General features: G+C 32.9%; 16 protein-coding genes and 1 riboswitch. Of the genes, 9 read left to right on the top strand and 7 right to left on the bottom strand.

Annotated elements, in window-relative coordinates:
* Positions 1–15 precede the first annotated feature (15 nt).
* From RT228_RS00900 to RT228_RS00915, 4 genes are all read left to right on the top strand, one after another.
* Positions 16–375, top strand: a complete 360-nt coding sequence (locus tag RT228_RS00900; protein WP_006256997.1) for a PUR family DNA/RNA-binding protein — start codon at positions 16–18, stop codon at positions 373–375.
* A gap of 66 nt (positions 376–441) precedes the next feature.
* A riboswitch (Fluoride riboswitch) is annotated at positions 442–509 on the top strand.
* A 31-nt stretch (positions 510–540) separates the two neighbouring features.
* Entirely contained in the window at positions 541–1,800 is a 1,260-nt protein-coding gene (locus tag RT228_RS00905; protein ID WP_006256998.1) for a chloride channel protein, read from the top strand.
* 293 nt (positions 1,801–2,093) lie between these two features.
* Positions 2,094–3,647 carry an FMN-binding glutamate synthase family protein gene (locus tag RT228_RS00910; RefSeq protein WP_006256999.1) on the top strand — a complete coding sequence of 518 codons (1,554 nt, stop codon included), beginning with the start codon at positions 2,094–2,096 and terminating at the stop codon, positions 3,645–3,647.
* Between the two features lie 94 nt (positions 3,648–3,741).
* Positions 3,742–4,647: a DMT family transporter gene (locus RT228_RS00915; RefSeq protein WP_006257000.1), complete on the top strand. Its 906-nt coding sequence runs from the start codon at positions 3,742–3,744 to the stop codon at positions 4,645–4,647.
* A gap of 38 nt (positions 4,648–4,685) precedes the next feature.
* Here RT228_RS00915 and RT228_RS00920 read toward each other — a convergent pair whose 3' ends face one another.
* The 3 genes from RT228_RS00920 to RT228_RS00930 all read right to left on the bottom strand — a co-directional run bounded on the left by RT228_RS00920 (position 4,686) and on the right by RT228_RS00930 (position 7,835).
* Complete coding sequence (locus RT228_RS00920) at positions 4,686–5,624, bottom strand: pyridoxal-phosphate dependent enzyme (RefSeq protein ID WP_006257001.1); 939 nt, start codon at positions 5,622–5,624, stop codon at positions 4,686–4,688.
* A 61-nt stretch (positions 5,625–5,685) separates the two neighbouring features.
* Positions 5,686–6,618, bottom strand: coding sequence for a peptidylprolyl isomerase (locus RT228_RS00925; RefSeq protein WP_006257002.1), 933 nt, complete (start codon positions 6,616–6,618; stop codon positions 5,686–5,688).
* A 59-nt stretch (positions 6,619–6,677) separates the two neighbouring features.
* Complete coding sequence (locus RT228_RS00930; RefSeq protein ID WP_006257003.1) at positions 6,678–7,835, bottom strand: MFS transporter; 1,158 nt, start codon at positions 7,833–7,835, stop codon at positions 6,678–6,680.
* Positions 7,836–8,105: 270 nt separating this feature from the next.
* On the opposite strand from RT228_RS00930, the gene RT228_RS00935 reads away from it, so the two are divergent.
* Both RT228_RS00935 and trmD read left to right on the top strand, forming a co-directional pair.
* The gene (locus RT228_RS00935; RefSeq protein WP_006257004.1) at positions 8,106–8,438 is read left to right on the top strand and encodes a DMT family transporter; all 333 of its coding nucleotides are present in this window, start codon (positions 8,106–8,108) and stop codon (positions 8,436–8,438) included.
* A gap of 58 nt (positions 8,439–8,496) precedes the next feature.
* The gene (trmD, locus tag RT228_RS00940; RefSeq protein ID WP_006257005.1) at positions 8,497–9,180 is read left to right on the top strand and encodes a tRNA (guanosine(37)-N1)-methyltransferase TrmD; all 684 of its coding nucleotides are present in this window, start codon (positions 8,497–8,499) and stop codon (positions 9,178–9,180) included.
* A 106-nt stretch (positions 9,181–9,286) separates the two neighbouring features.
* On the opposite strand, the gene RT228_RS00945 is transcribed toward trmD, so the two are convergent.
* A complete protein-coding gene (locus tag RT228_RS00945) occupies positions 9,287–10,600 on the bottom strand; it encodes a DUF4374 domain-containing protein (RefSeq protein WP_006257006.1) in 1,314 nt (437 codons plus the stop codon).
* Between the two features lie 15 nt (positions 10,601–10,615).
* Entirely contained in the window at positions 10,616–13,117 is a 2,502-nt protein-coding gene (locus tag RT228_RS00950) for a TonB-dependent receptor (RefSeq protein WP_006257007.1), read from the bottom strand.
* A gap of 192 nt (positions 13,118–13,309) precedes the next feature.
* On the opposite strand from RT228_RS00950, the gene RT228_RS00955 reads away from it, so the two are divergent.
* Entirely contained in the window at positions 13,310–14,335 is a 1,026-nt protein-coding gene (locus RT228_RS00955; protein ID WP_006257008.1) for a helix-turn-helix domain-containing protein, read from the top strand.
* Between the two features lie 154 nt (positions 14,336–14,489).
* Positions 14,490–14,840 carry a 50S ribosomal protein L19 gene (gene rplS / locus RT228_RS00960; protein WP_006257009.1) on the top strand — a complete coding sequence of 117 codons (351 nt, stop codon included), beginning with the start codon at positions 14,490–14,492 and terminating at the stop codon, positions 14,838–14,840.
* A 103-nt stretch (positions 14,841–14,943) separates the two neighbouring features.
* Here rplS and RT228_RS00965 read toward each other — a convergent pair whose 3' ends face one another.
* Together RT228_RS00965 and RT228_RS00970 are read right to left on the bottom strand one after the other, a co-directional pair.
* A complete protein-coding gene (locus tag RT228_RS00965; protein ID WP_313138349.1) occupies positions 14,944–18,627 on the bottom strand; it encodes a M1 family aminopeptidase in 3,684 nt (1,227 codons plus the stop codon).
* 3 nt (positions 18,628–18,630) lie between these two features.
* The gene (locus tag RT228_RS00970; RefSeq protein ID WP_006257011.1) at positions 18,631–19,506 is read right to left on the bottom strand and encodes an ABC transporter ATP-binding protein; all 876 of its coding nucleotides are present in this window, start codon (positions 19,504–19,506) and stop codon (positions 18,631–18,633) included.
* Positions 19,507–19,728: 222 nt separating this feature from the next.
* Here RT228_RS00970 and RT228_RS00975 point away from each other — a divergent pair, with 222 nt between their 5' ends.
* Positions 19,729–21,234, top strand: a complete 1,506-nt coding sequence (locus RT228_RS00975; RefSeq protein WP_006257012.1) for a SulP family inorganic anion transporter — start codon at positions 19,729–19,731, stop codon at positions 21,232–21,234.
* Positions 21,235–21,243: the final 9 nt, after the last annotated feature.

Consider the following 21,243-nt stretch of genomic DNA (forward strand, 5'->3'; position numbering starts at 1 on the left):
TGATAAGAAGGAATTATGAGAGATAACGAAATGTTAGAAAAAGAAGAAATTTTTTCAAAAGTACTAAGAGCGGGTAGAAGAACTTATTTCTTTGATGTTAGATCTACAAAGGCAGATGACTATTACATAACAATTACTGAGAGTAAAAAGTTCACGGAAGAAGATGGATCTTTTCACTTTAAAAAACACAAAATCTATTTATACAAAGAGGATTTCGGTGCTTTTAGAGAGATATTAGATGAGATGACTCAATTCGTAGTAGATCACAAGGGAGAAGAAGTTATTTCTGAGAGACATCAAAAAGATTTCAAAAAAGAATATCAGTCAGAGAATGAGGTAAGTTCATTTACTGATGTTAGTTTTGACGATATTTAATAGAAACACACAAAATAAAATAGGTTCGAGTTATTCAACTCGGACTTTTTTTATACCTTTGACTTATAAATCATAGGCAATGATGTCTGCCTCGAACCGCTTCTCTATAGAATGCTGATGACGTCTAACATAATAGTATACTAACGTAAAACTGAATGATAGACTATGCATTTAAATTTCTCAAGCTTTAAACAAGCTTTTAATCCAAAAAATATTTCTTTTTCTCTACTGATAAGATGGTTCATTGCTATTCTCCTTTCTGGGACAATAATAGGTAGCATATCTGCCCTATTCCTTTATATCTTAGAAGAAGTAACAGAGTTAAGAATCTCTCATACTTACTTATTATATGTTTTACCTCTTGGTGGTTTTTTAATAGGATTATTATATCACTACTATGGCAAAGAAGCTAATCAAGGGAATAACCTAATCATATCAGAATACCACACTCCTTCTAAGACAATACCATTTAGAATGTTCCCTTTAGTTCTATTAGGAACTTGGGTTACTCATCTATTTGGAGGATCTGCTGGTCGTGAAGGTACTGCTGTACAAATGGGAGGTACTATAGCAGATCAACTTAATAAATACTTACATCTAGGTGCTGAAGCTAGAAAGACTATTCTTCTGATGGGAGTTAGTGCTGGATTTGCCTCTGTGTTTGGAACTCCAATAGCAGGTATTTTCTTTGCATTCGAATTAATGCTCCTAAGAAATTTTAAACTTAATAGTCTATTACCTGTTATTCTGACAGCTTATATAAGTCATTACACTTGTATCGCTTGGGGAATACATCATACCATATACACTGTAGATATACCTATCTCACATACTATAACTACGTTACTGAAATGTGGAGTAATAGGAGTAGTATTTGGTCTAACAGCTTATCTATTCATCCTGTTTTTACAAAAATGGGGAAAGCTATTTACCACAACTATCACCTACCCTCCCCTAAGACCTTTTATAGGAGCGCTACTCTTTATACTCTTAATCCATACGATAGGTAATGAAAGCTACTTAGGACTAGGTGTTCCAACTATCGTAGACTCCTTCACTATACAAATGAACTGGGAAGTATTTATACTAAAAATAGTCTTCACCACATTAATCTTAGGGGCAGGCTTTAAAGGAGGTGAAGTTACACCTCTATTCTTTATAGGGGCGACACTAGGTAGTTACCTCTCTCTTTATGTAGGATTACCAATAAGCCTAATGGCTGCATTAGGTTTTGTAGCTGTTTTCGCTGGAGCTACTAAAACGCCGCTTGCTTGTACATTTATGGGCATAGAACTTTTTGGCATAGAATATGCTATATTACTAGCGGTAGTATGCTTTGTAGCCTATTTTACATCAGGGAAACAAAGTATATATAGTGAACAGTTCAAAAACAAGAACAAGATAATAGATCTAAAATTGAAATAAGCGTATATAATCAAAGGATAAATAGCATATTTTCAAAGTACTACTAGTAATTTAGTATTAAATTATCAATATGATATTTTCAAGGCTTTATATTCACAAAATTATAATTACAAAAACGAGGTAAATTCAAAATCTTTGCTACCTTTGCTTCGTAAATTTCATAAGGTATTGATTGATTTGAGACTAAGAAATTAGGGCAATCTTCATAAAATAACTTATGAAAAAGAATAACAAAATAAACGCTAATTCTATTACAAACTAAACAACAAAAGATTGCATTAAAATTCTATTTTATGTTTCACAAAAAATTTTTAAATCGGTTTACATTTGGACAATTAACGATGGCTGTCGTTTTCCTTTACCTTATTTACGCAATTACTTCATTTGTATTATACCAATCAACTGCTAGTATAGTAAATATCGTTATTTCAGGTTTTCTTGCAACACTTGCTATAATCGACAAAATACAAAACAAACATACAATTCGTAAAAACTACCCAATTTTTGCACGATTCAGATATATGTTTGAATCAATCAGACCAGAGATGCGTCAGTACTTTTGGGAAGGAGAATTAGACGGTAAACCATTCAATAGACGTGAGCGTTCTATTGTTTATCAAAGAGCAAAAAACGAGAAACAAACTGTTTCTTTCGGTATGCAAGATGACCCTAACCGTATCGGTTACGAATGGGCTTCTCACTCAGTATACCCTAAACATATATCAGATACAAACTTTAGAACTACTATCGGTAGCGACTTATGTAGCCAACCTTATAGTGCAAGTGTTTACAACATTAGTGCGATGAGTTATGGTGCATTAAGTAAAAAAGCTATTACTGCTCTTAATGAAGGAGCTAAGATAGGTGGTTTTGCACACAATACAGGAGAAGGAGGTATTAGTCAATACCACCGTTCTGGAGGAGATTTAATTTGGCAAATCGGTACTGGATACTTTGGATGTCGTAATGAAAAAGGTTTCTTTGACGATACTTTATTCGAAGAGCGTTCTAACTACCCAGAGGTAAAAATGATTGAGTTAAAACTATCTCAAGGAGCTAAACCTGGTCACGGAGGTCTTTTACCTGCTGAGAAAAATACACTAGAGATTTCTAAAATCCGTAGTATTACTCCTCACACTACAGTACACTCTCCATCAGGACACACAGCTTTCTCTAACCCTACTGAATTAGTTCACTTCATCGCTAGATTAAGAAAACTATCAAATGGTAAACCAATTGGTTTTAAAATCTGTATTGGTAAGAAAGATGAGTTCTTAGATATCGTAGCTGCAATGGTAGAAACTGGTATTCACCCTGACTTTATCACTATCGATGGGGCTGAAGGAGGAACAGGAGCTGCGCCATTAGAGTTTATTGACTACATGGGTATGGCATTAAATGATGCTTTAGTATTCGCTAATAAAACATTAATCGAAAACGGATTAAGAGATAAAATAAAAATACTAGCATCAGGACGTATCATTTCTGCTTTTGACATTGCTAAAACAATGGCTTTAGGTGCAGATGCTTGTTATAGTGCTCGTGGTATGATGTTCGCTTTAGGATGTATCCAAGCTTTACAATGTGATAGTGGTCACTGTCCAGTAGGTATTGCAACTCAAGATGAGACATTATACAAAGGATTAGATGTAACAGATAAGAGAATGCGTGTTGCTAACTTCCATAAAAACACAATGAAAGCTTTAGGAGAGTTCATCAGTGCTTGTGGATATGAGAATACTCAAGAAGTTAATCCTAAAACATTCTACAAACGTATCGATCACGGAGTGATTAAAAGTTTCCAAGAAATGTACTTCGGTAACTTAGATACTAGAAAAGTAAAATAATAAGCTGACTAAGCTTCGTTTATATAAAAGACCACAAAGTTATTGTGGTCTTTTTTTATATTAGCCCTATCAAAACAACATAATAATAAACGCCTTGAAACTTAAACCAAAACACTGGGTAACACTCATTATCCTTTCCTTAATATGGGGATCGTCTTTCATCCTTATCAAACGAGGTTTAGAATATTTTACTCCTATACAAGTAGGTGCACTTAGAATTACTTTTGCAGGTTTATTCTTATTGCCTATTTCTCTAAAGCATATTAAAAAGTTACCTAAGAAAACATTTCACTGGTTATTTCTTACTGCTCTAGTAGGAAGCTTTATTCCTATGTTTTTATTCCCAATAGCAGAAGTACACCTAGATAGTTCTATAGCCGGAATATTAAATGCCTTAATGTCGATATTCGTAATTGTATTAGGTGTTTTATTCTTTAAGTACAAAACTCACCTTGGAGAAGTCACAGGAGTTATCCTCTCTTTTATTGGAGTCATTTTATTATTACAGTCTCCTGAATCTACAGGTCTTGTATCGGATGAGTGGTTCTATCATTTATTATTAGTAATCGCTTCCTTAATGTATGCTTATAGTGGATTATTAACTCAGAAATACATGGGTAATATTCCTCCTATTGTCTGGACAGCATTTATAGAACTAGTCTTACTTATACCTGCCTTAATTGTATTAACATCATCAGGCTTCTTTCAAACTATCGGTGAACATCCTGAAGCATTGAAAGGACTTGGTTTTGTCTTCTTATTGGCTTTATTTGGTAGTGCATTAGCTAATATCTATTACTATAAACTTATCCATGAGACCAATGCTAGTTTTGCCTCGTCTGTATCTCTACTAATGCCTTTAGTAGCTTTCTGTTGGGGATTATTAGATGATGAAGTATTAGGGTTCTTACAGATATTAGGAGGTATACTAATCGTAGCTGGACTTTACTTCGGTAGAAAAGAAATAAAACTGCCTGTACTAAAAAAGAAACCGATATAAAAAAGGGTGTCATTAGTTTGACACCCTTTTGTAATAATCTATTCAAAAGGTAAATTATTCAAATCAACATTACCTCCAGAAAGAATAATCCCTACTTTCTTTCCTGCAAAAGAAGGTCTTTCTTTTATCAATACTGCTAAAGCAACAGCACTACTTGGTTCTACAACAATCTTCATACGTTCCCATATCAATCGCATCGAACTAATAATTTCATTTTCTCGTACACGTATAATTTTAGATACATGGTCTTTGATAATAGGAAAAGTAATATCCCCTAATTGGGTACGCAAACCATCAGCTATAGTATCTGTAGTCTCATTACACTCAATCTGCCCACTCATTAAAGAACGATAGGCATCATCTGCTTCTAAAGGTTCACCTCCTATTACTTCAATAGTATCCTTACCAAAAGCTTTTGCTGCTAATGCAGTGCCTGCAATTAAGCCTCCTCCACCTACTGGAGTGATAATAACATCTAGGTCAGGGTACGCTTCTAACAATTCCATAGCGGCAGTACCTTGCCCCATAATAACATCTATATTATTAGATGCATGTATAAATGTTGCTCCTGTGTCCTCTATCACTTGATTGCAAATACGTTCTCTAGACTCTAATGTAGCAATGCAGTCTATAATCTCTCCTCCATAAGCCATTACTGCATTACGCTTAACATCAGGAGCATCTTTTGGCATTACGATATAACATTTCACTCCAAGATATTTAGCAGCAAGAGCTAAAGCCTGCGCAAAATTACCAGAAGAGTGAGTGATCACTCCCTTTGCTCTCTGATCTTCTGTCAACTGAAGAATAGCATTGGCTGCACCTCTCATCTTAAATGCACCTGCACGTTGAAAATTCTCACACTTAAAGTACAAATCGTTACCTAAAAAGTTTTCTATTTGACCAGACTCCATAATTGGAGTATAACGTGCATATGGTCGAATACGTTCTAAACAAGCTAAGAAATCCTCTTTCATAAAATGTAATCATTTAAACAAAAAACTCCCAACTGTAAGTTGAGAGTTTTTATATAACTTATTATTTTACGTCCATTAACTCTACGTCAAATACTAAAGTTGCATTTGGAGGAATAACCCCACCTGCACCAGCTTCTCCATATCCTAAATAAGAAGGGATAACGAATCTAGCTTTATCACCAACGTTTAATAAAGCAATTCCTTCGTCCCATCCTTCGATTACATAACCTTGTCCTAATGGGAATTCAATAGGTTTTTTTCTTTTATAAGAACTATCAAACTCTTGTCCATTTGCTAAAGCACCTTTGTAGTGTACAGAAACAGTTTTACCTTTCTCTGCTTTCTTACCTGTACCTTTAACAATCATTTGATATCTTAATCCGCTTGGAGTTTCTTCAAAACCAGCAGATAATTTCTCTACTTCTACTAAAGCAGCTTTTTTAGCTTCAGCTTCTCTTTTCTCTCTAGCTCCTTCAAAAGTTCTGAAAGCTTCAATAGCATTCCATTTCTCAGCAGTCTCTCCTACTCTTACAATCTCTACAGACTCTAAAATATCTCCTTGTGCTACTGCATCTACAATATCTTGTCCTTCAACAACTTTACCAAAAACAGTATGTTTACCATCTAACCAAGGTGTAGCAACATGCGTAATAAAGAATTGAGACCCGTTAGTACCTGGACCTGCATTAGCCATAGATAATACACCAGGACCATCATGTCTTAAAGCTGGGTGGAACTCATCATCAAATTTATAACCTGGACCTCCAGAACCTTGACCTAATGGACAACCTCCTTGGATCATAAAGTCAGGAATAACTCTGTGAAACTTAAGACCGTCATAGTATGGTTTTCCTTGTGGACGTGCACTATTTTCTAAATTACCTTCTGCTAAAGCTACGAAGTTACCAACTGTACCAGGTGTTAATTCTTCTGTAAGCTTTACTAATATTGCTCCTTTTGATGTGTTGAACTTAGCGTAAATACCGTTTTCCATTGTTCTAATTTTTATCGTTTTTGAATTACTTCACTTAGTCTTAAGACTAATTCTTTCTTTTATGATTTCTTATTTGCAGCAAGATATACTACTAGAGATAATAATGCTAAACACATACCTCCTATACATACTCCACTCCATCCAAAAAACTTCCACAAATATAGTCCAAAAGCCGAGCCAAAAGCAGTTCCAAGGAAACTAAATGACATATAGACAGTATTTAATCTATTGCGAGCTTCAGGTAAAAGAGAATAAATACGCGTTTGATTAGATACATGTATAGTCTGTAATCCTAAGTCTATCAAAATAATACCTATAATAAGCCCTATCACTGAAGCACTTGAAAAATAAAATATTACAAAACTTATGAATGTCATGAATATGCCATATAGTATCAACTTTCTAGCTCCTCCTGCTCCCCCTATTTTTCCTACTAAAGGAGCTGCAAAAGCACCACATGCACCTATCAATCCGAACGCCCCAATTACAGCAGAGTCATATCCGAAAGGTTCATTGTGTAAAAGTAATACCATCGTAGTCCAAAAAGTTCCAAACTGAGCAAAAGCTAAAGCTGTTACTCCTGTTGAGTCCCTTAATACAGGTTGTTCTTTTATTAAGACAAAAAGAGATTTATATAAGTCTTTGACCTTTCCATTAAAGGTAGGTTTATTATAGGGTAGTCTAATTTGAATCATGATTACGATAATAATACTTACTATAGTAGCTATCCAAAACATACCTCGCCATCCTAACCATACACCTACAAAGCCACTAAGCGTTCTAGAAAACAATATCCCTATAAGTAATCCACTCACTACTGTTCCGATTACTTTTCCGCGTTGCTCATCAGAAGATAAACTAGCAGCTAATGGCAAGACTAACTGAGGGACAATAGAAGTCGCTCCTAAGACAAAGCTAATAATCTGTAATAAAAAGAAATTTTGTACAATTGCAGTTAGGGCTAAAGCAATAGTAGCAAATATTGTTGTTATAATAATTTGTTTTTTCCTTTCGAGCATGTCTCCTAAAGGAATCATTAAAAACATCCCTACAGCATACCCTGCCTGAGTCAGATAGGTAAGTGTTCCTGCTGAAGCTTCAGACACACCAAACTCTTCTGATATCAAAGGAATTAATGGTTGACAATAATATAAATTAGCAACGATTAAACCTGTAATCGCTGCCATAAATAGCACATTTGATTTTGATAAACTCATAGATACAAATTTAAACTAATTCAGATGTAGAAATCTTAAGATAACATAAGAAATTATAATAATTACAGTAAAATTAGAAGTACTACAATAGCCTATCTCTTTAATTTAAATTCATAACTATCAAATAACTTCTTTTCTAATATTCATTATTAGCTTCAATAATCTATATCCATTACTTCTAAGAAAGTAATTTTCAAATCATATATCATAAAGTATTTTGCCTTACACAATTTTAATAGACCTAATAAAAAGCTACTTTTGCATTAAAAAATGAAGAATATACTATTCTTACTTCTTGCTATACTCTTAGAGACTATAGCTACAACTACTCTTAAAGCTAGTGAAGGATTTACTAAACTTGTTCCTACCACTATAACTTTACTTGGTTATGTAGGTGCTTTTTATTTATTGAGTTTGACCTTACGTGCTATACCTATTGGAATTGCATATGCTTTATGGTCAGGGATTGGAATTGTGTTGGTCACTATAGCGGCTTACTTTTTATACAAACAAAAACTCGATACTGCTGCTTTAATAGGAATTGCATTTATAATTACAGGAGTCTTAATCATTCAGCTTTTTTCAAAAAGCCAAGCCCACTAATACAATTTTGTAGGTTACAGAATACAATTGTACATTTGCCAAAATATCAAAAGTAATTATGCGCATAGACATTATTTCCGTTTTACCAGAATTAATAGAGAGCCCTTTTCAAGCTTCTATCCTAAAAAGAGCAATAGAGAAGGGACTAGTAGAAGTACATTTTCACAACTTACGTGATTATAGTACTAATAAGCATAAGAATGTAGATGACTACCAATTCGGTGGTGGAGCAGGAATGGTTATGAGTGTAGAGCCGATAGATAAATGTATTACTGCATTAAAAGCCGAGAGAGAATATGATGAAATAATCTATATGACTCCTGATGGCGAAACCTTAAATCAACAAATGGCCAATGGAATGTCTATGCTTAAAAACATTATCATTCTATGTGGACACTATAAAGGAGTAGACCAACGTGTACGTGACCATTTCATCACAAAGGAAATCTCTATAGGAGATTATGTCTTATCTGGTGGAGAGCTAGGGGCAGCTATTTTATGCGATGCTATTATCCGTCTTATCCCAGGAGTACTTTCTAATGAAACTTCAGCATTGACTGATAGCTTTCAAGATAACTTATTAGCCCCTCCTATATACACTAGACCATCTGAATATAAGGGATGGAAAGTTCCAGATGTGTTACTAAGTGGAAACTTCGCTGCTATAGATAAGTGGAGAGAAGATATGGCTTATGAACACACAAAGACAAGAAGACCAGATTTATTAGAGAGAGAAGACTAAATTATCTCTCCACTTCTTAAAATACTTAATAAAAATAGGGATAAATCACATACTGATTATCCCTATTTTCATTGATAAAATGATTTACATTTTATTCTTTTCTATCCTAATATACACCTATATAATACTGATCTACTCCAGTTGTTATTGTTGCTCCTAATTGTCCTTTTTTAGCTGTTGACTTAATATCATAAATGTAAACATTTCCTTTTCCTGAAACAGGTGCTAAAGCAATATAGAACTTTCCTCCTCTTACAACTGATGTCTGATATTGTGTCAACCATAAGTTAGCTGGCACTTCTAAATCCACCGCAGTTTTATTATTTAAGTCTATACGTGCTAATCCCCATGCATGAGTAGTTGTTGGTTTACCATTAGGATCCACTCCCATTTCGATCTCTGGTGCATCAAGTTTCTCATAAGGCATATAACCTATACCATCTCCTATATAAAACCATCCATTACTAGAAACTTTCTTTCCACCTAAGGCACTACCTAAATCGAATTTAAATGTAGTATCATATTTACCATCTTTAATTTTTGCAATATATGTCTTATCAGTTCCATTTACCATTTGAAGAACTTCTTTTTGGTTATTTACATATAAAGTTGGTGTACGATATCCGTTAGTACTTCCTACAACATGCTCTGTTGTGATTACATCCGTTTTAGACAAATTATTTTTATCAACAACTAAAGTAAAAGTTTTATCTGTAGGTTTTCTTTTTCCAGTACTTGGATCATAAAGGCTAACAGCAGCACCATAATAAAGTTTATTATCAACTAATACAGGCGAATCAATCCTACTTATGTAATATCCTTTTTTAGTAAATTCGTCACTAAGTTTAACATTAATTTCTTTTTGTGCTCCTGGCAAAAATGACCATTTATTTAAATCTATAAGAGCAATACTTGCAGTAATTTTATGCCCTAAATAAGCACCTTCTCCATTTTCTCCGGCATGTTGAGGCGCTGCAGTTATATAATGAACAGACCCCATATCTTCATTAATTTTAGTAAATCTACCTGTTTTTGTCCCTAATACAGGAGCAGATTCAATATGACCTACTTGAGTGTAATTTTGTCCACCTTTATGTTCATATTTTCGTAAATCTCCCACAGTATAATTTAAATTATATACATACTTTCCATCTTTTGATACATATATTCGAGAAGTTCGGGATGAAGGCATTTGGAATCCTTTTTTACTAAAACTTATTTCTCCTTCCGTTAGTTTATCTACCCCTTGTAAATAAGTAGCTGACTGTGATCCCGATCCACTAGCATAAGCTAATTGAAATTGCTTACCTTTAAATTCCTCTCCTGTATCTGGGTTAGAATTATCATCAGATGAACATCCTATTGTCATTAATGCTAGCCCTGCAAATAATAATGTGCTTTTAAAAAATTTACGTTTCATAGTATTTATTATATATTAAAAAATTGAATAAGTTACTTTTCCATAAAAAGCTCTTCCTGGTTTCTGCAAACCAAAATTGTCATATATCCTTTGATTAAAAATATTCTTCATATCAAAACTTACTGTTGCTTTTTTATTAGAGAACTGATATATCACTCCAATGTCATTAGGATATTGAGAAGGTATTTCATCTAAATTAGTTCCTCCTACATTAGACCAGTTCCTCAAAAATTTCTTTACATAGTAAACATTGTAATTCACAGAAAAGAAATCTCCTTTCGATAAAACATTATTAAACTTATAACTCAGATTAGCATTTAGTTTAAATGAAGGCTCATTTCTTATCTGCGTTTTGTAGTATAAATATGGATTGCCATCTTTATCAAATTGCTTATTAAATAATACATCAAACTTAGATAGTGCTAGATTGAACGCTAAACGTTGTCTAAAAGAATAGTTTAACTCTATATCAAAACCTCTACTTAATACATCATCTAAATTTTCATACCTAGTAAAGATTCCTTTTGAGTCAATACTCTCCCTAATCATTCCTTTTACATTTCGATAAAAGTAAGTAGCATTTAAGCTCATTGAATGATCTTTAAAGTTAAATGGCCCTGCTATAAACCCTATATTATAGTTTGTGCTTTTCTCAGGATCAAGGCTAAATGAAGGCAATAGATTATCTGCATTACTTCCAAAAAGCTCAGATTCTTCTGGCAAGCGAATTGCCTTTTCTGCAGAACCTAATAAGTAAAATGGTTCTAACAATTTGTAAGACACACTTACCCCCACTCCATTATGATCAATACTATTATTTATTTTCTTAGTCTTATATAAATCACCAACTAATGGCTTATTCGTATCTTTATAAGGTTCATTAGAGACTGCCTTCTGATGATATAGTTTATAAAATAAATTGGTTTGAAGCCTATTGTCAAAAAGTTTATTCTCATAGCTAAACGAGAGTATATCCTTAGTCAAATCTCTTGTATTAACTAATCTCATAACAGCTACTGGTTGCAAAACATCAGTTATTCCTCTTTCAAAACTGTTATAGAAATAGTTAACACTCAGCTTATGATTAGTTATAAATTCATACCCTACATTTGCACGAACAACCCAAGATTCATCTTTGTTCTTTTCTAGTGTTTTTTGAGACGCTACTTCTGCACCACTTGTATATTTCAGTGGTTTCCCTAAAGGATCTCTTATTACATTTCCACTCCAATCGTACATATTACCAACTGTATCGATAACTTGTCTAGTTAAATCACTATAAGATAAATCTAGCTTTACCTCTAATCCTTTTACTAATAAATCCTTTTTTTCGTAATTAAGTGTTGCTACATAAGATTCTCTCTTAGTATTTCTATCCCCGTATACATTCTCCATAGTAATACCATGCTGAATCTCTTTTCTATTTCCAGAAACAATGCCTCCAATAAAAAATTTATCCGCCCATTTCACATCTGTGAAACCTACATCTACTTTAGTTCCATAAGATTTATAACCATCGTGAAAACGCCTAGCTCCATTCTTTGGATAACTTACATTTCCTTGATAATCCACATACCTAATATGATCTCCATAGACTTTATAATCATTATCACTATAATTATAAAATGCATTAGCTCTAACAGTCAGTCCATTTTTATCATTTCGATATCCTCCATTGACATTATACTGGTGTGTATTAAAAGAGCCAAAAGAGCCACTAGCACTCAAAGTATTAGTCATTTTCTGTTTTAATACTACATTGATAGCTCCTCCTAAAGCGTCTTGTGATAAATAAGTAGGCACTACACCCTTATATACTTCTATACGCTCTATCAAAGCTGGAGGAATACTGTTCAATGAAAATGAACTACCATAATTACTTGCTGGTACTCCATCTATAAATACCCTCACCGCGTTTCCAGACAAACCATTTAAATTATAATTTACTCTAGAACCTAACCCTCCATCTTGTCTTATTTTAACTCCTGCAGTTCTATCAAGTATTTCATTCGTTTGCAAAGACATCAGAGATGCTTCTTTCATTTCTATAACACTCACTGCAAAACCTTTAGTTTCAAGATCTCGTTTCTCTGTTTTGACTGAAATAAGCATTTCTTCTAGATTGTGTCCTTTAGATTCTTCTACTGTAACCAATAAATTACTTTTAGAATCTTTAAAGTCAATTTTTACTTTAAAATCAACTATTTCCATAGATTTCACATCTAATACATATTGACCATAATCAACATTTTGAATAGAGAACTCTCCTTCATCATTTGTCTCACTATACAAGTTTCCTTTATCTAAGCTAACAACGGCATATGCTATAGGTCTCCCATCTTTTAGTTTTATTACTCCTGATAAAACTCCTTTTTGAGCAACCATGAACATAGGTATAAGTAGCATTAAAATATAAATAACATATTTACTCCAAGTATTATTTCTATAACTACCTAGCACTTCTTTTTCACTCTTTTTTGTACCCCAATATTTTTTTATACTAATGATTCTAAACACCTTTCAATATATTTTTTTTAATAAAAACCATTTTTAATAAGAGGTATACCACTTATTAATTCTGTAATGCAAAATTACTTTAAGCATTAAGCCTTTTATCTTTCAAAAAAGGATAATTAAATACACATCAAGGATTATTTTTATTAAATCTAATTAATATCTATATTTACAATCTTAATTTCATTCTATTATATGCAACTAACTACTAACTATATAGACAAAATAAGCGGTCAACAAACAACAAAGAAAACAGAAGGAGAATCAATTATAGAGTACACAGTTAATGATGGTGATTACTTTCTAGAAAAAACTCAAAAAGTAGGGCGTTACTTTATAACTTACTATGAGTTTATGTTGAATAGCCCCATCACCATTTCTCTATCTCCAAACTCTAAAGGTATTTTAATGCTGTTCTTACTTGAAGGTGAACAACAACTTTCTCATCATCTAATAAGAAAAGTAAATAAAGAGAACTATATGCTTAAAATAGATTCCTCAAAACAAGAAACTCGCTATATTTCCATTTTAATACCTAAAGAGATTATAATAAAACTAAAACAAGATTTATTAATAGATTTTGAAGCTGAAGAACTACCTAGCACTTTAAAACTAGACGATTTAATAAAAAAGAACAAAATCATCTCTCCAGAAATGAAATCCGTAATCACGGATATATGCTCCTGTCAAAGAGATGGTTCATTCAAACAAGTTTATTTAGAAAATAAAATAATAGAGTTACTGTTTCTACAATTAGAATACATCAATCAAGACCAATCAAAATCTTATATATCCAATATAGACATTGAAAGAATGCACTCTGCTAGAAAACTATTGACTCAAAATATTAAACATCCATATACTCTATCAACTCTTGCTAAAAAAGTAGGTACAAATGAATTTAAATTGAAAAAGTATTTTAAAGAACTCTTTGGCTCAACAGTATTTGGGTATCTAAATGAGCACAAGATGAATAAAGCAAAAGAACGATTACAAAATTCAGATATTACAATTTCGGAGCTAGCAGAAGATCTAGGTTATAAATCACAGAATCATTTTAGTACAGTTTTTAAAAAATTTTATGGTTATCCTCCTAGTGATGTAAAAAAAGTTAAAAACATAAATAATAACAGCACACACACTATATACTTATTACCTTTATTCATTATAGAGAAACTTGAAGCTCTAGAGCTTCTTACATTAGGCACATTTATATTATAACGAAATAGAAATCAATAGAATAACAACTATGCTTTTACTTAAAATAATTAGTTATTATTCTGTTTTATTTTTTATATTTGCACTCGATTTTAGACCAACCTCTGGCGAGGTCCGTGTATGTTGTTCTGAAAAATAACTTTTATACATTATTACAATGGCAGATTTAATGAAATTCGTTCAAGACGAATTAGTTGCAAAAAAAGATTTTCCTCAATTCAACGCAGGAGATACTATCACTGTTTACTACGAAATTAAAGAGGGTGACAAAAAAAGAACTCAGTTCTTTAAAGGTGTAGTTATCCAAAGAAGAGGACAAGGTACTACTGAAACTTTTACTATCCGTAAAATGTCAGGTAACGTAGGTGTAGAGCGTATCTTCCCAATCAACATGCCAGCTTTAGAAAAAATCGAAGTTAATCAAAGAGGTAAAGTACGTAGAGCTCGTATCTTCTACTTCAGAGAGCTTACTGGTAAAAAAGCAAAAATCAAAGAAAGAAGAAGATAATCAACTTTCTAAGAGTTATAAAAAAAGAGATTGTACAATGTACAGTCTCTTTTTTTTATGTCAAAAAAAAAGGGAAGAGATAATTAAATCCCTTCCCTATATATTAATTTACACCTTTTCTATTATCATAAGATCTTGTATCGATTAACTTATTATATGGATCGATACCAACCTCTGTTGGCTTCTCATCTACTATAATAGTAAAATCATTCATAATATCTGATACTTTTACTTTTTTCAGATATAAGACTTTCTCTTTACTGTTTTTAGACTTTTCTTTCACATCTTCTTGTGCAAAAATCCCTATTTCTATATAATCTGCTAATGGAAGTGATTTAATTTCTACTCCTTTATCCGATTTGTAGACACGTGTATTCAGATCAGAACCAGCTTTAGTCGTTGCATCCGTATAGCTCTTTTCTCCTTTATCATCAGCTCTATATTTACTTACGATAGCTTTAATTTTCACTTCATACTTACCATTGTCTAACTTTTTTACTTCTGCTTTATCTATATAATTGTCATATAAAGTAATTGTCTCAAACATATCCTTAACTAGGTACTTCAATGAGTCTGGAGTTGCCTCTTTAATATCCGCTACTAACTCAGATGCAGTAGTATAAGGAGCATCTTGAAAAGCTACCTTTTTAATATATCCTTTTAAAACATCATTAAGCTGCTTATCTCCCAGATAATCACTCATCGTATAGAATACTAAAGAGCCCTTTTGATAATGGATATACTGTTGATTCTCATTATACATCAATGCTTTTTCTTTTTTACTCTCACCACTACGTCCTCCTAAGTATCTATCTAATGCTTCTTTCAAGAACTTACGCATCTGTCCTTTTCCATATTCTGCTTCTAATACTTTTAAAGAACTATATTCAGCTAAACTCTCAGACAACATCGTTGCACCTTGGACATTAGCCCCTATCACTTGATGCCCCCACCATTGGTGTGCTACCTCATGTGAAGTTACCGCGAATGGATAATCTACCTTATTATCGGCTTCTTCATCTACTTTAGCAATAAATCCAATAGCTTCTGAGAAGGGTATTGTATTCGCAAATGACTGTCCAAAAGCTCCCATTGAACTAGGAAATTCAATAATACGAACTTGTTTATGTTGGTATGGGCTAAATTCTTTCTCATAATATGCTAGGGACTTCTTCACCCCATTTACCATGCGATCGATATTATATTCATGCCCTTTATGGTAATATATCTCTATATTAATATCATTCCATTTATCGCGCTTCACTTCATATCTAGCAGAATTATAAGCATAGAAATTCAGCATTTTCTGATCCATTTTATAATGGAAATAGCGTCTATCCCCTTCTGTCCACTCTTTCTGTAGGTATCCAGGAGCTATCGCTATTTGATCTGCTGATGTACTTACAGTAGTTTCAAATGTTACCCAATCTGAGTCAGAACTTATATATGTATTTTGTAATGCTTTCTTATCTGTTTGCTCAGCCATGCGCTCTTTTGGTTTTAGACCATACTTTTTACGCACCTCATCATCAGATAACTCAAATCGACTTATGTACCCAAAAGAAGGAAACAACTCACCATTATTAATGAATGTACCATTCTCTAGTACAGAGGAATTACTGCGAATAGCGGTATTTTCTTTATTCTTTACTTCAAACTTAAATACCAATTTTTCTCCATGAGCTAAAGGCTTAGTTAATTTGTATAATCTAATACCAATTACAGTATCATTTAATACTTCTTTTGCTCCATCAACAGTGATGACATTAATATATCTTTTAACATAGTTTACATAAAGGCTATCTACTGCTTTCTCATTCTTGTTCTCTAGTACATACTGTCCTTTTGCTAAAAAGTCCCCTTGTGCTGGATATAAATCAAAATCTACTTTTATATCTATAATACGCGGAAGAGTCATATTCTCATATTTCTTATAAATCTTTTCGTACTCTACCCCTAATAGCTCATTTTCTTTGTCTGAAGTATACTTATTTAATACAGTATTTTCATAGTACAGATATCCACCTAAACTAAAGAATCCTATACCAAAAAGTACAATAACGCTTACTATACCTTTGTTAGCTCTTTTTCTAGCAAAGTATAATCTCTCTTTCAAATTATTCACTATACCTCTTCTCCAGAACAATAATGTCAATCCACTTAATGAAGTAATAAACATTACCCAATAAAGAGCATAGATATAATATCTACTTAGGTTAGAACCAAAACCATTCATATCAGAATAGGGTGTTCCTGGTAGTTTATTAAAAAAGAAGATACGTTGCTCAATACCTAACTTTGACAATTGTCCTCCAAATAAGAAGAACACAAATAAAACAAAGAATCCTACTAGATAGTTTCTAAAATAAGTTTGAACCGCAATAACTAAACCTGCCCAAATCATATACCATATCCAACTTATTCCTATTAACTCTTTAAAATAAAGTCCTATCTCAAAGTTGTAATAACCATTGTGTATTTGTACAATAATCCCTCCTATCATAATAACTAATAACAAGAATAACTGTACTACTATTAAACTTATAAACTTAGAAAAGAAGAATACATAGTTAGGAGTTGGAGTAGCATCTATTAATAAGTCCATTCTTGACAACTTTCCTCTATGTACTAATAACCCTGCTCCTAAGAAAGTAATAATGATGATGACCAACTGAAATGTAGATCCTGGTATTCCTAACATCAAGCGAGTAACTGGATATACTGTAGTCCCATATAAGGAAGTCGCTGAAGAAGAGACTAACAACATCATTAAAACACCTAATCCCACAAGGATCATAAACACTTTATTCTTAGCTAAATATTTTATCTCTCCTTTAGCGAAACTAAATATATTACTCCACTGTGTTCCTAATGAAAAGTTATAGCTAACCTTAGGTAATTCAATACGTACTATTCCTCCGAAATTATTCTTCGTCACGCGTTCTGATTTCTTAGACTTTCTACTAAAAGTAAATGCTTGCTGTGTAAACGTAAAGAACTTTGCAAGCCCCCCTAAGAACAATAAAGATACCGCTAACCAAATTCCTCTATTTAATAGATACCACTTTTCTATAGGAAGATTATTATTGTTTATCTCATCCACTGTCCAGTATTCAGTATAATATCTTAAAGCCGAACTTCCTGATGGATCTAATAAAGCGACTAACTCTTTATTATCCATATCTTTTCCTAAGCCCCCTAATACCCCTTGTATAATCAATAATATAACCATAGAGACAAAACCGATATACACGCTTCTAGACATTGTCACTACAACAAATACAATACTACCAAAGAATAACATATTAGGAATAATAGTCAATAAATACACCTGTACATAACTCCAAAGCACATTCTCTCCTAATAAATTAGGATTAGCCCACGGTAGTAATGTCGCAAGAAATATACCAATACCTATCGTTAAACTAATGAATAAGGTTACTAAAAATGAACTTAAGAATTTTCCTGCTAAATATTCTCTTTTAGAAAAAGGATACGAGAATAGAATATGATGTACTTCATAACGAAAATCTCTATAAATAGAAGCCCCGATAATAGAAGGAAATAAGAAATAAAGTAAATTATTAAAACCTTCTATAAAATTAGCCAATACATAAGGTGAATTAAACTTCATTAGAGAACTAGACGTTACTTTCACTACATCAAAAACTCCAACGGCACTAGCCATACTTAAAAAACCTAGCAAAAAGAATAACACTAGGTATAGATAAAATACCCAATTCTTTAACCAGCGTTTTATTTCAAATGAAAAAATAGTTCCAAACATCGTTTATCCGTTTTTAAGTGCCACAAAATAAACATCTTCTAAACTTGGCTGTACTGATACAAAACCTGCTTCTGTAAGCGAATCCTCTGAATACACTCTAATGTTTAGCTTATTATCTTGATTATATTTTCCAGACAGTATCATAAGCTCCTTATTCAGTTCTTCTGCTACTTCACGAGTAGTTTCTCTAGTCCAGATCTTACCTTCCAATTTCTGTTCAGCTTGCTTAGGTGTACTTCTTTCTAATAGATTTCCTCCATTTAGAATAGCCATCTCATGACATAGCTCATTTACATCATCTACGATATGGGTCGAGAATATCACTGTATTATTATTACCGATCTCTCTAAGTACATTTAAGAAGCGGTGTCTCTCTGCAGGATCTAGTCCAGCTGTAGGTTCGTCTACTATAATTAACTTAGGATCATTTAATAACAACTGAGCAATCCCAAAGCGTTGTTTCATACCTCCTGAATATCCACTCACACTTTTACGACGAACTTCATAAAGATTCGTTACTTCTAATACTTTCGTTACTATTTCCTTTCTTTCAGCAGCTTTTGATATCCCTTTTAATCGAGCGAAATAATCTAATAGATCTACTGCTGACATATTAGGATATACACCGAAATCTTGTGGTAAGTACCCCAACAGTTTTCTGAACTCACTTTGTTGTTCTAATATATTAATATCGCCGAAGTGAATTGTTCCACTATCTGGTTTTTGAAGAGTAGCGATGGTACGCATCAGAGATGACTTACCAGCTCCGTTAGGTCCTAACAGACCGAACATCCCTGCTCCTATCTCTAAGTCTAAATTATCTATTGCTTTAACCCCATTTTTATAGGTCTTGTTCAAGTTTTTAATAACTAATTTCATAATCACATTTTTGGTTCTATATCATAAGTAGCAAAAAGTATAATTATGTTACATTATTTTTTAATCTTTTTTTAACAAGTGTGTTTTTATTCATAATTTACAATCATACATTATACTAAGCATATCACACTTCCATTGACTTTAAATCATAATTTCTATTGTTTCAATAAATATAACTTTATCATTTATACCTTACTTTTACACCTTCTAAACACCTATTAAATGTTACAACGCTTATTTGGTTTACAAAATCAAAACATCAGAATTCAAAGTGAAATACTAGCCGGTCTAACCGTAGCTATGACCATGATACCAGAATCACTGTCTTTTGCCATACTAGCTGGCTTACATCCATTAACAGGATTATACGCTGCCTTTCTTATGGGGATTATAACAGCTGTTTTTGGAGGAAGACCAGGTATGGTCTCAGGAGGAGCTGGTGCTACTATCATTGTCATGATATCACTTATTGCTATGTATGGAATAGAGTACTTATTCGCAGCAGTAGTATTAGCTGGTATTATACAAGTATTAGTAGGAGTGCTTAAGTTAGGAAGGTTTGTACGATTCATACCTCAGCCTGTCATGTATGGGTTCTTGAATGGATTAGCTATTGTAATATTCTTTGCACAAATAGCCCAATTCAAAATTGATATAGAGGGAGTTAATACATGGCTTAGCGGAATGGCTCTATACATAATGATAGGATTAACACTATTAACCATACTAGTTGTAACTATCTTTCCTAAAATCACTAAGAAAGTACCTGCTACTCTTGTTGCTATAATTGTGACTACAGCAGTTGTATTTTTCTTCCAAGTAGACACTCGAAAAGTTATGGACATCGCTCATATCAGTGGTAGCTTACCTAGCTTTCATATTCCTTCACTCCCTTTTACACTAGAGACTTTACAGATCATCTTGCCCTTTTCTCTGGTTATGGCAGGAGTAGGTTTAGTAGAATCTTTACTAACCTTAAGTATCGTAGACGAAATCACCAATACAAAAGGGAATAGTAATAAAGAATCTATAGCCCAAGGTATAGCTAATATCACAAATGGATTCTTTGGAGGTATGGGAGGTTGTGCCATGATAGCACAGACTTTAGTTAACTTAGATGCAGGAGCTAGAAGTAGACTAGCTGCTATTATTGGCTCGCTTACCATCTTAGCCATTATATTAGTTGGCGCTCCTATCATTGAACAGATACCTCTAGCTGCATTAGTAGGAGTGATGATGATTGTCGCGATTACTACATTTAAGTGGGTATCCTTTCAGTTAGTGACCAGAATGCCTAAAGCCGATATCTTTGTTTTATTTCTAGTTACTATCATTATTGTAATCACACATAACTTAGCCTTAGCTGTATTAATCGGTGTAATCGTTTCTGCTTTAGTATTTGCCTGGGACAATGCCATACGTATACGAGCTAGAAAATCTTTTGACCCTCACGGCAATAAAGTCTACGCTATTTATGGCCCATTATTCTTTGGGAGTACTACTTCTTTTATTGAGAAATTTACTCCTCTTACAGACACTCCTGTGGTATACTTAGATTTTAAAGAATCTAGAATAGTAGATATGTCTGCTATAGAAGCTTTGAAAAAACTAATCGATAAATATCAAGAACAAAACAAACAAATCTTACTTATCAATGTCAATGCTGAAAGCAAAAGATTGTTAATCAATTCTAAGCTTTTCAACAGTAACTTATTAGAAAACAATTAGATTGATATA

Origin of the sequence: Myroides sp. (genome assembly GCF_032073645.1) — a bacterium.
Taxonomy (GTDB): Bacteria; Bacteroidota; Bacteroidia; order Flavobacteriales; family Flavobacteriaceae; genus Flavobacterium; species Flavobacterium odoratimimum.

Bases quoted from the DNA above. Each gene is read 5' to 3' on its own strand.
- trmD (WP_006257005.1), top strand. From the start codon at position 8,497: ATGCGCATAGACATTATTTCCGTTTTACCAGAATTAATAGAGAGCCCT.
- RT228_RS00930 (WP_006257003.1), bottom strand. From the start codon at position 7,835: ATGAGTTTATCAAAATCAAATGTGCTATTTATGGCAGCGATTACAGGT.
- RT228_RS00920 (WP_006257001.1), bottom strand. From the start codon at position 5,624: ATGAAAGAGGATTTCTTAGCTTGTTTAGAACGTATTCGACCATATGCA.
- RT228_RS00925 (WP_006257002.1), bottom strand. From the start codon at position 6,618: ATGGAAAACGGTATTTACGCTAAGTTCAACACATCAAAAGGAGCAATA.
- RT228_RS00970 (WP_006257011.1), bottom strand. From the start codon at position 19,506: ATGAAATTAGTTATTAAAAACTTGAACAAGACCTATAAAAATGGGGTT.
- RT228_RS00935 (WP_006257004.1), top strand. From the start codon at position 8,106: ATGAAGAATATACTATTCTTACTTCTTGCTATACTCTTAGAGACTATA.
- RT228_RS00965 (WP_313138349.1), bottom strand. From the start codon at position 18,627: ATGTTTGGAACTATTTTTTCATTTGAAATAAAACGCTGGTTAAAGAAT.
- rplS (WP_006257009.1), top strand. From the start codon at position 14,490: ATGGCAGATTTAATGAAATTCGTTCAAGACGAATTAGTTGCAAAAAAA.
- RT228_RS00905 (WP_006256998.1), top strand. From the start codon at position 541: ATGCATTTAAATTTCTCAAGCTTTAAACAAGCTTTTAATCCAAAAAAT.
- RT228_RS00955 (WP_006257008.1), top strand. From the start codon at position 13,310: ATGCAACTAACTACTAACTATATAGACAAAATAAGCGGTCAACAAACA.
- RT228_RS00945 (WP_006257006.1), bottom strand. From the start codon at position 10,600: ATGAAACGTAAATTTTTTAAAAGCACATTATTATTTGCAGGGCTAGCA.
- RT228_RS00910 (WP_006256999.1), top strand. From the start codon at position 2,094: ATGTTTCACAAAAAATTTTTAAATCGGTTTACATTTGGACAATTAACG.
- RT228_RS00975 (WP_006257012.1), top strand. From the start codon at position 19,729: ATGTTACAACGCTTATTTGGTTTACAAAATCAAAACATCAGAATTCAA.
- RT228_RS00900 (WP_006256997.1), top strand. From the start codon at position 16: ATGAGAGATAACGAAATGTTAGAAAAAGAAGAAATTTTTTCAAAAGTA.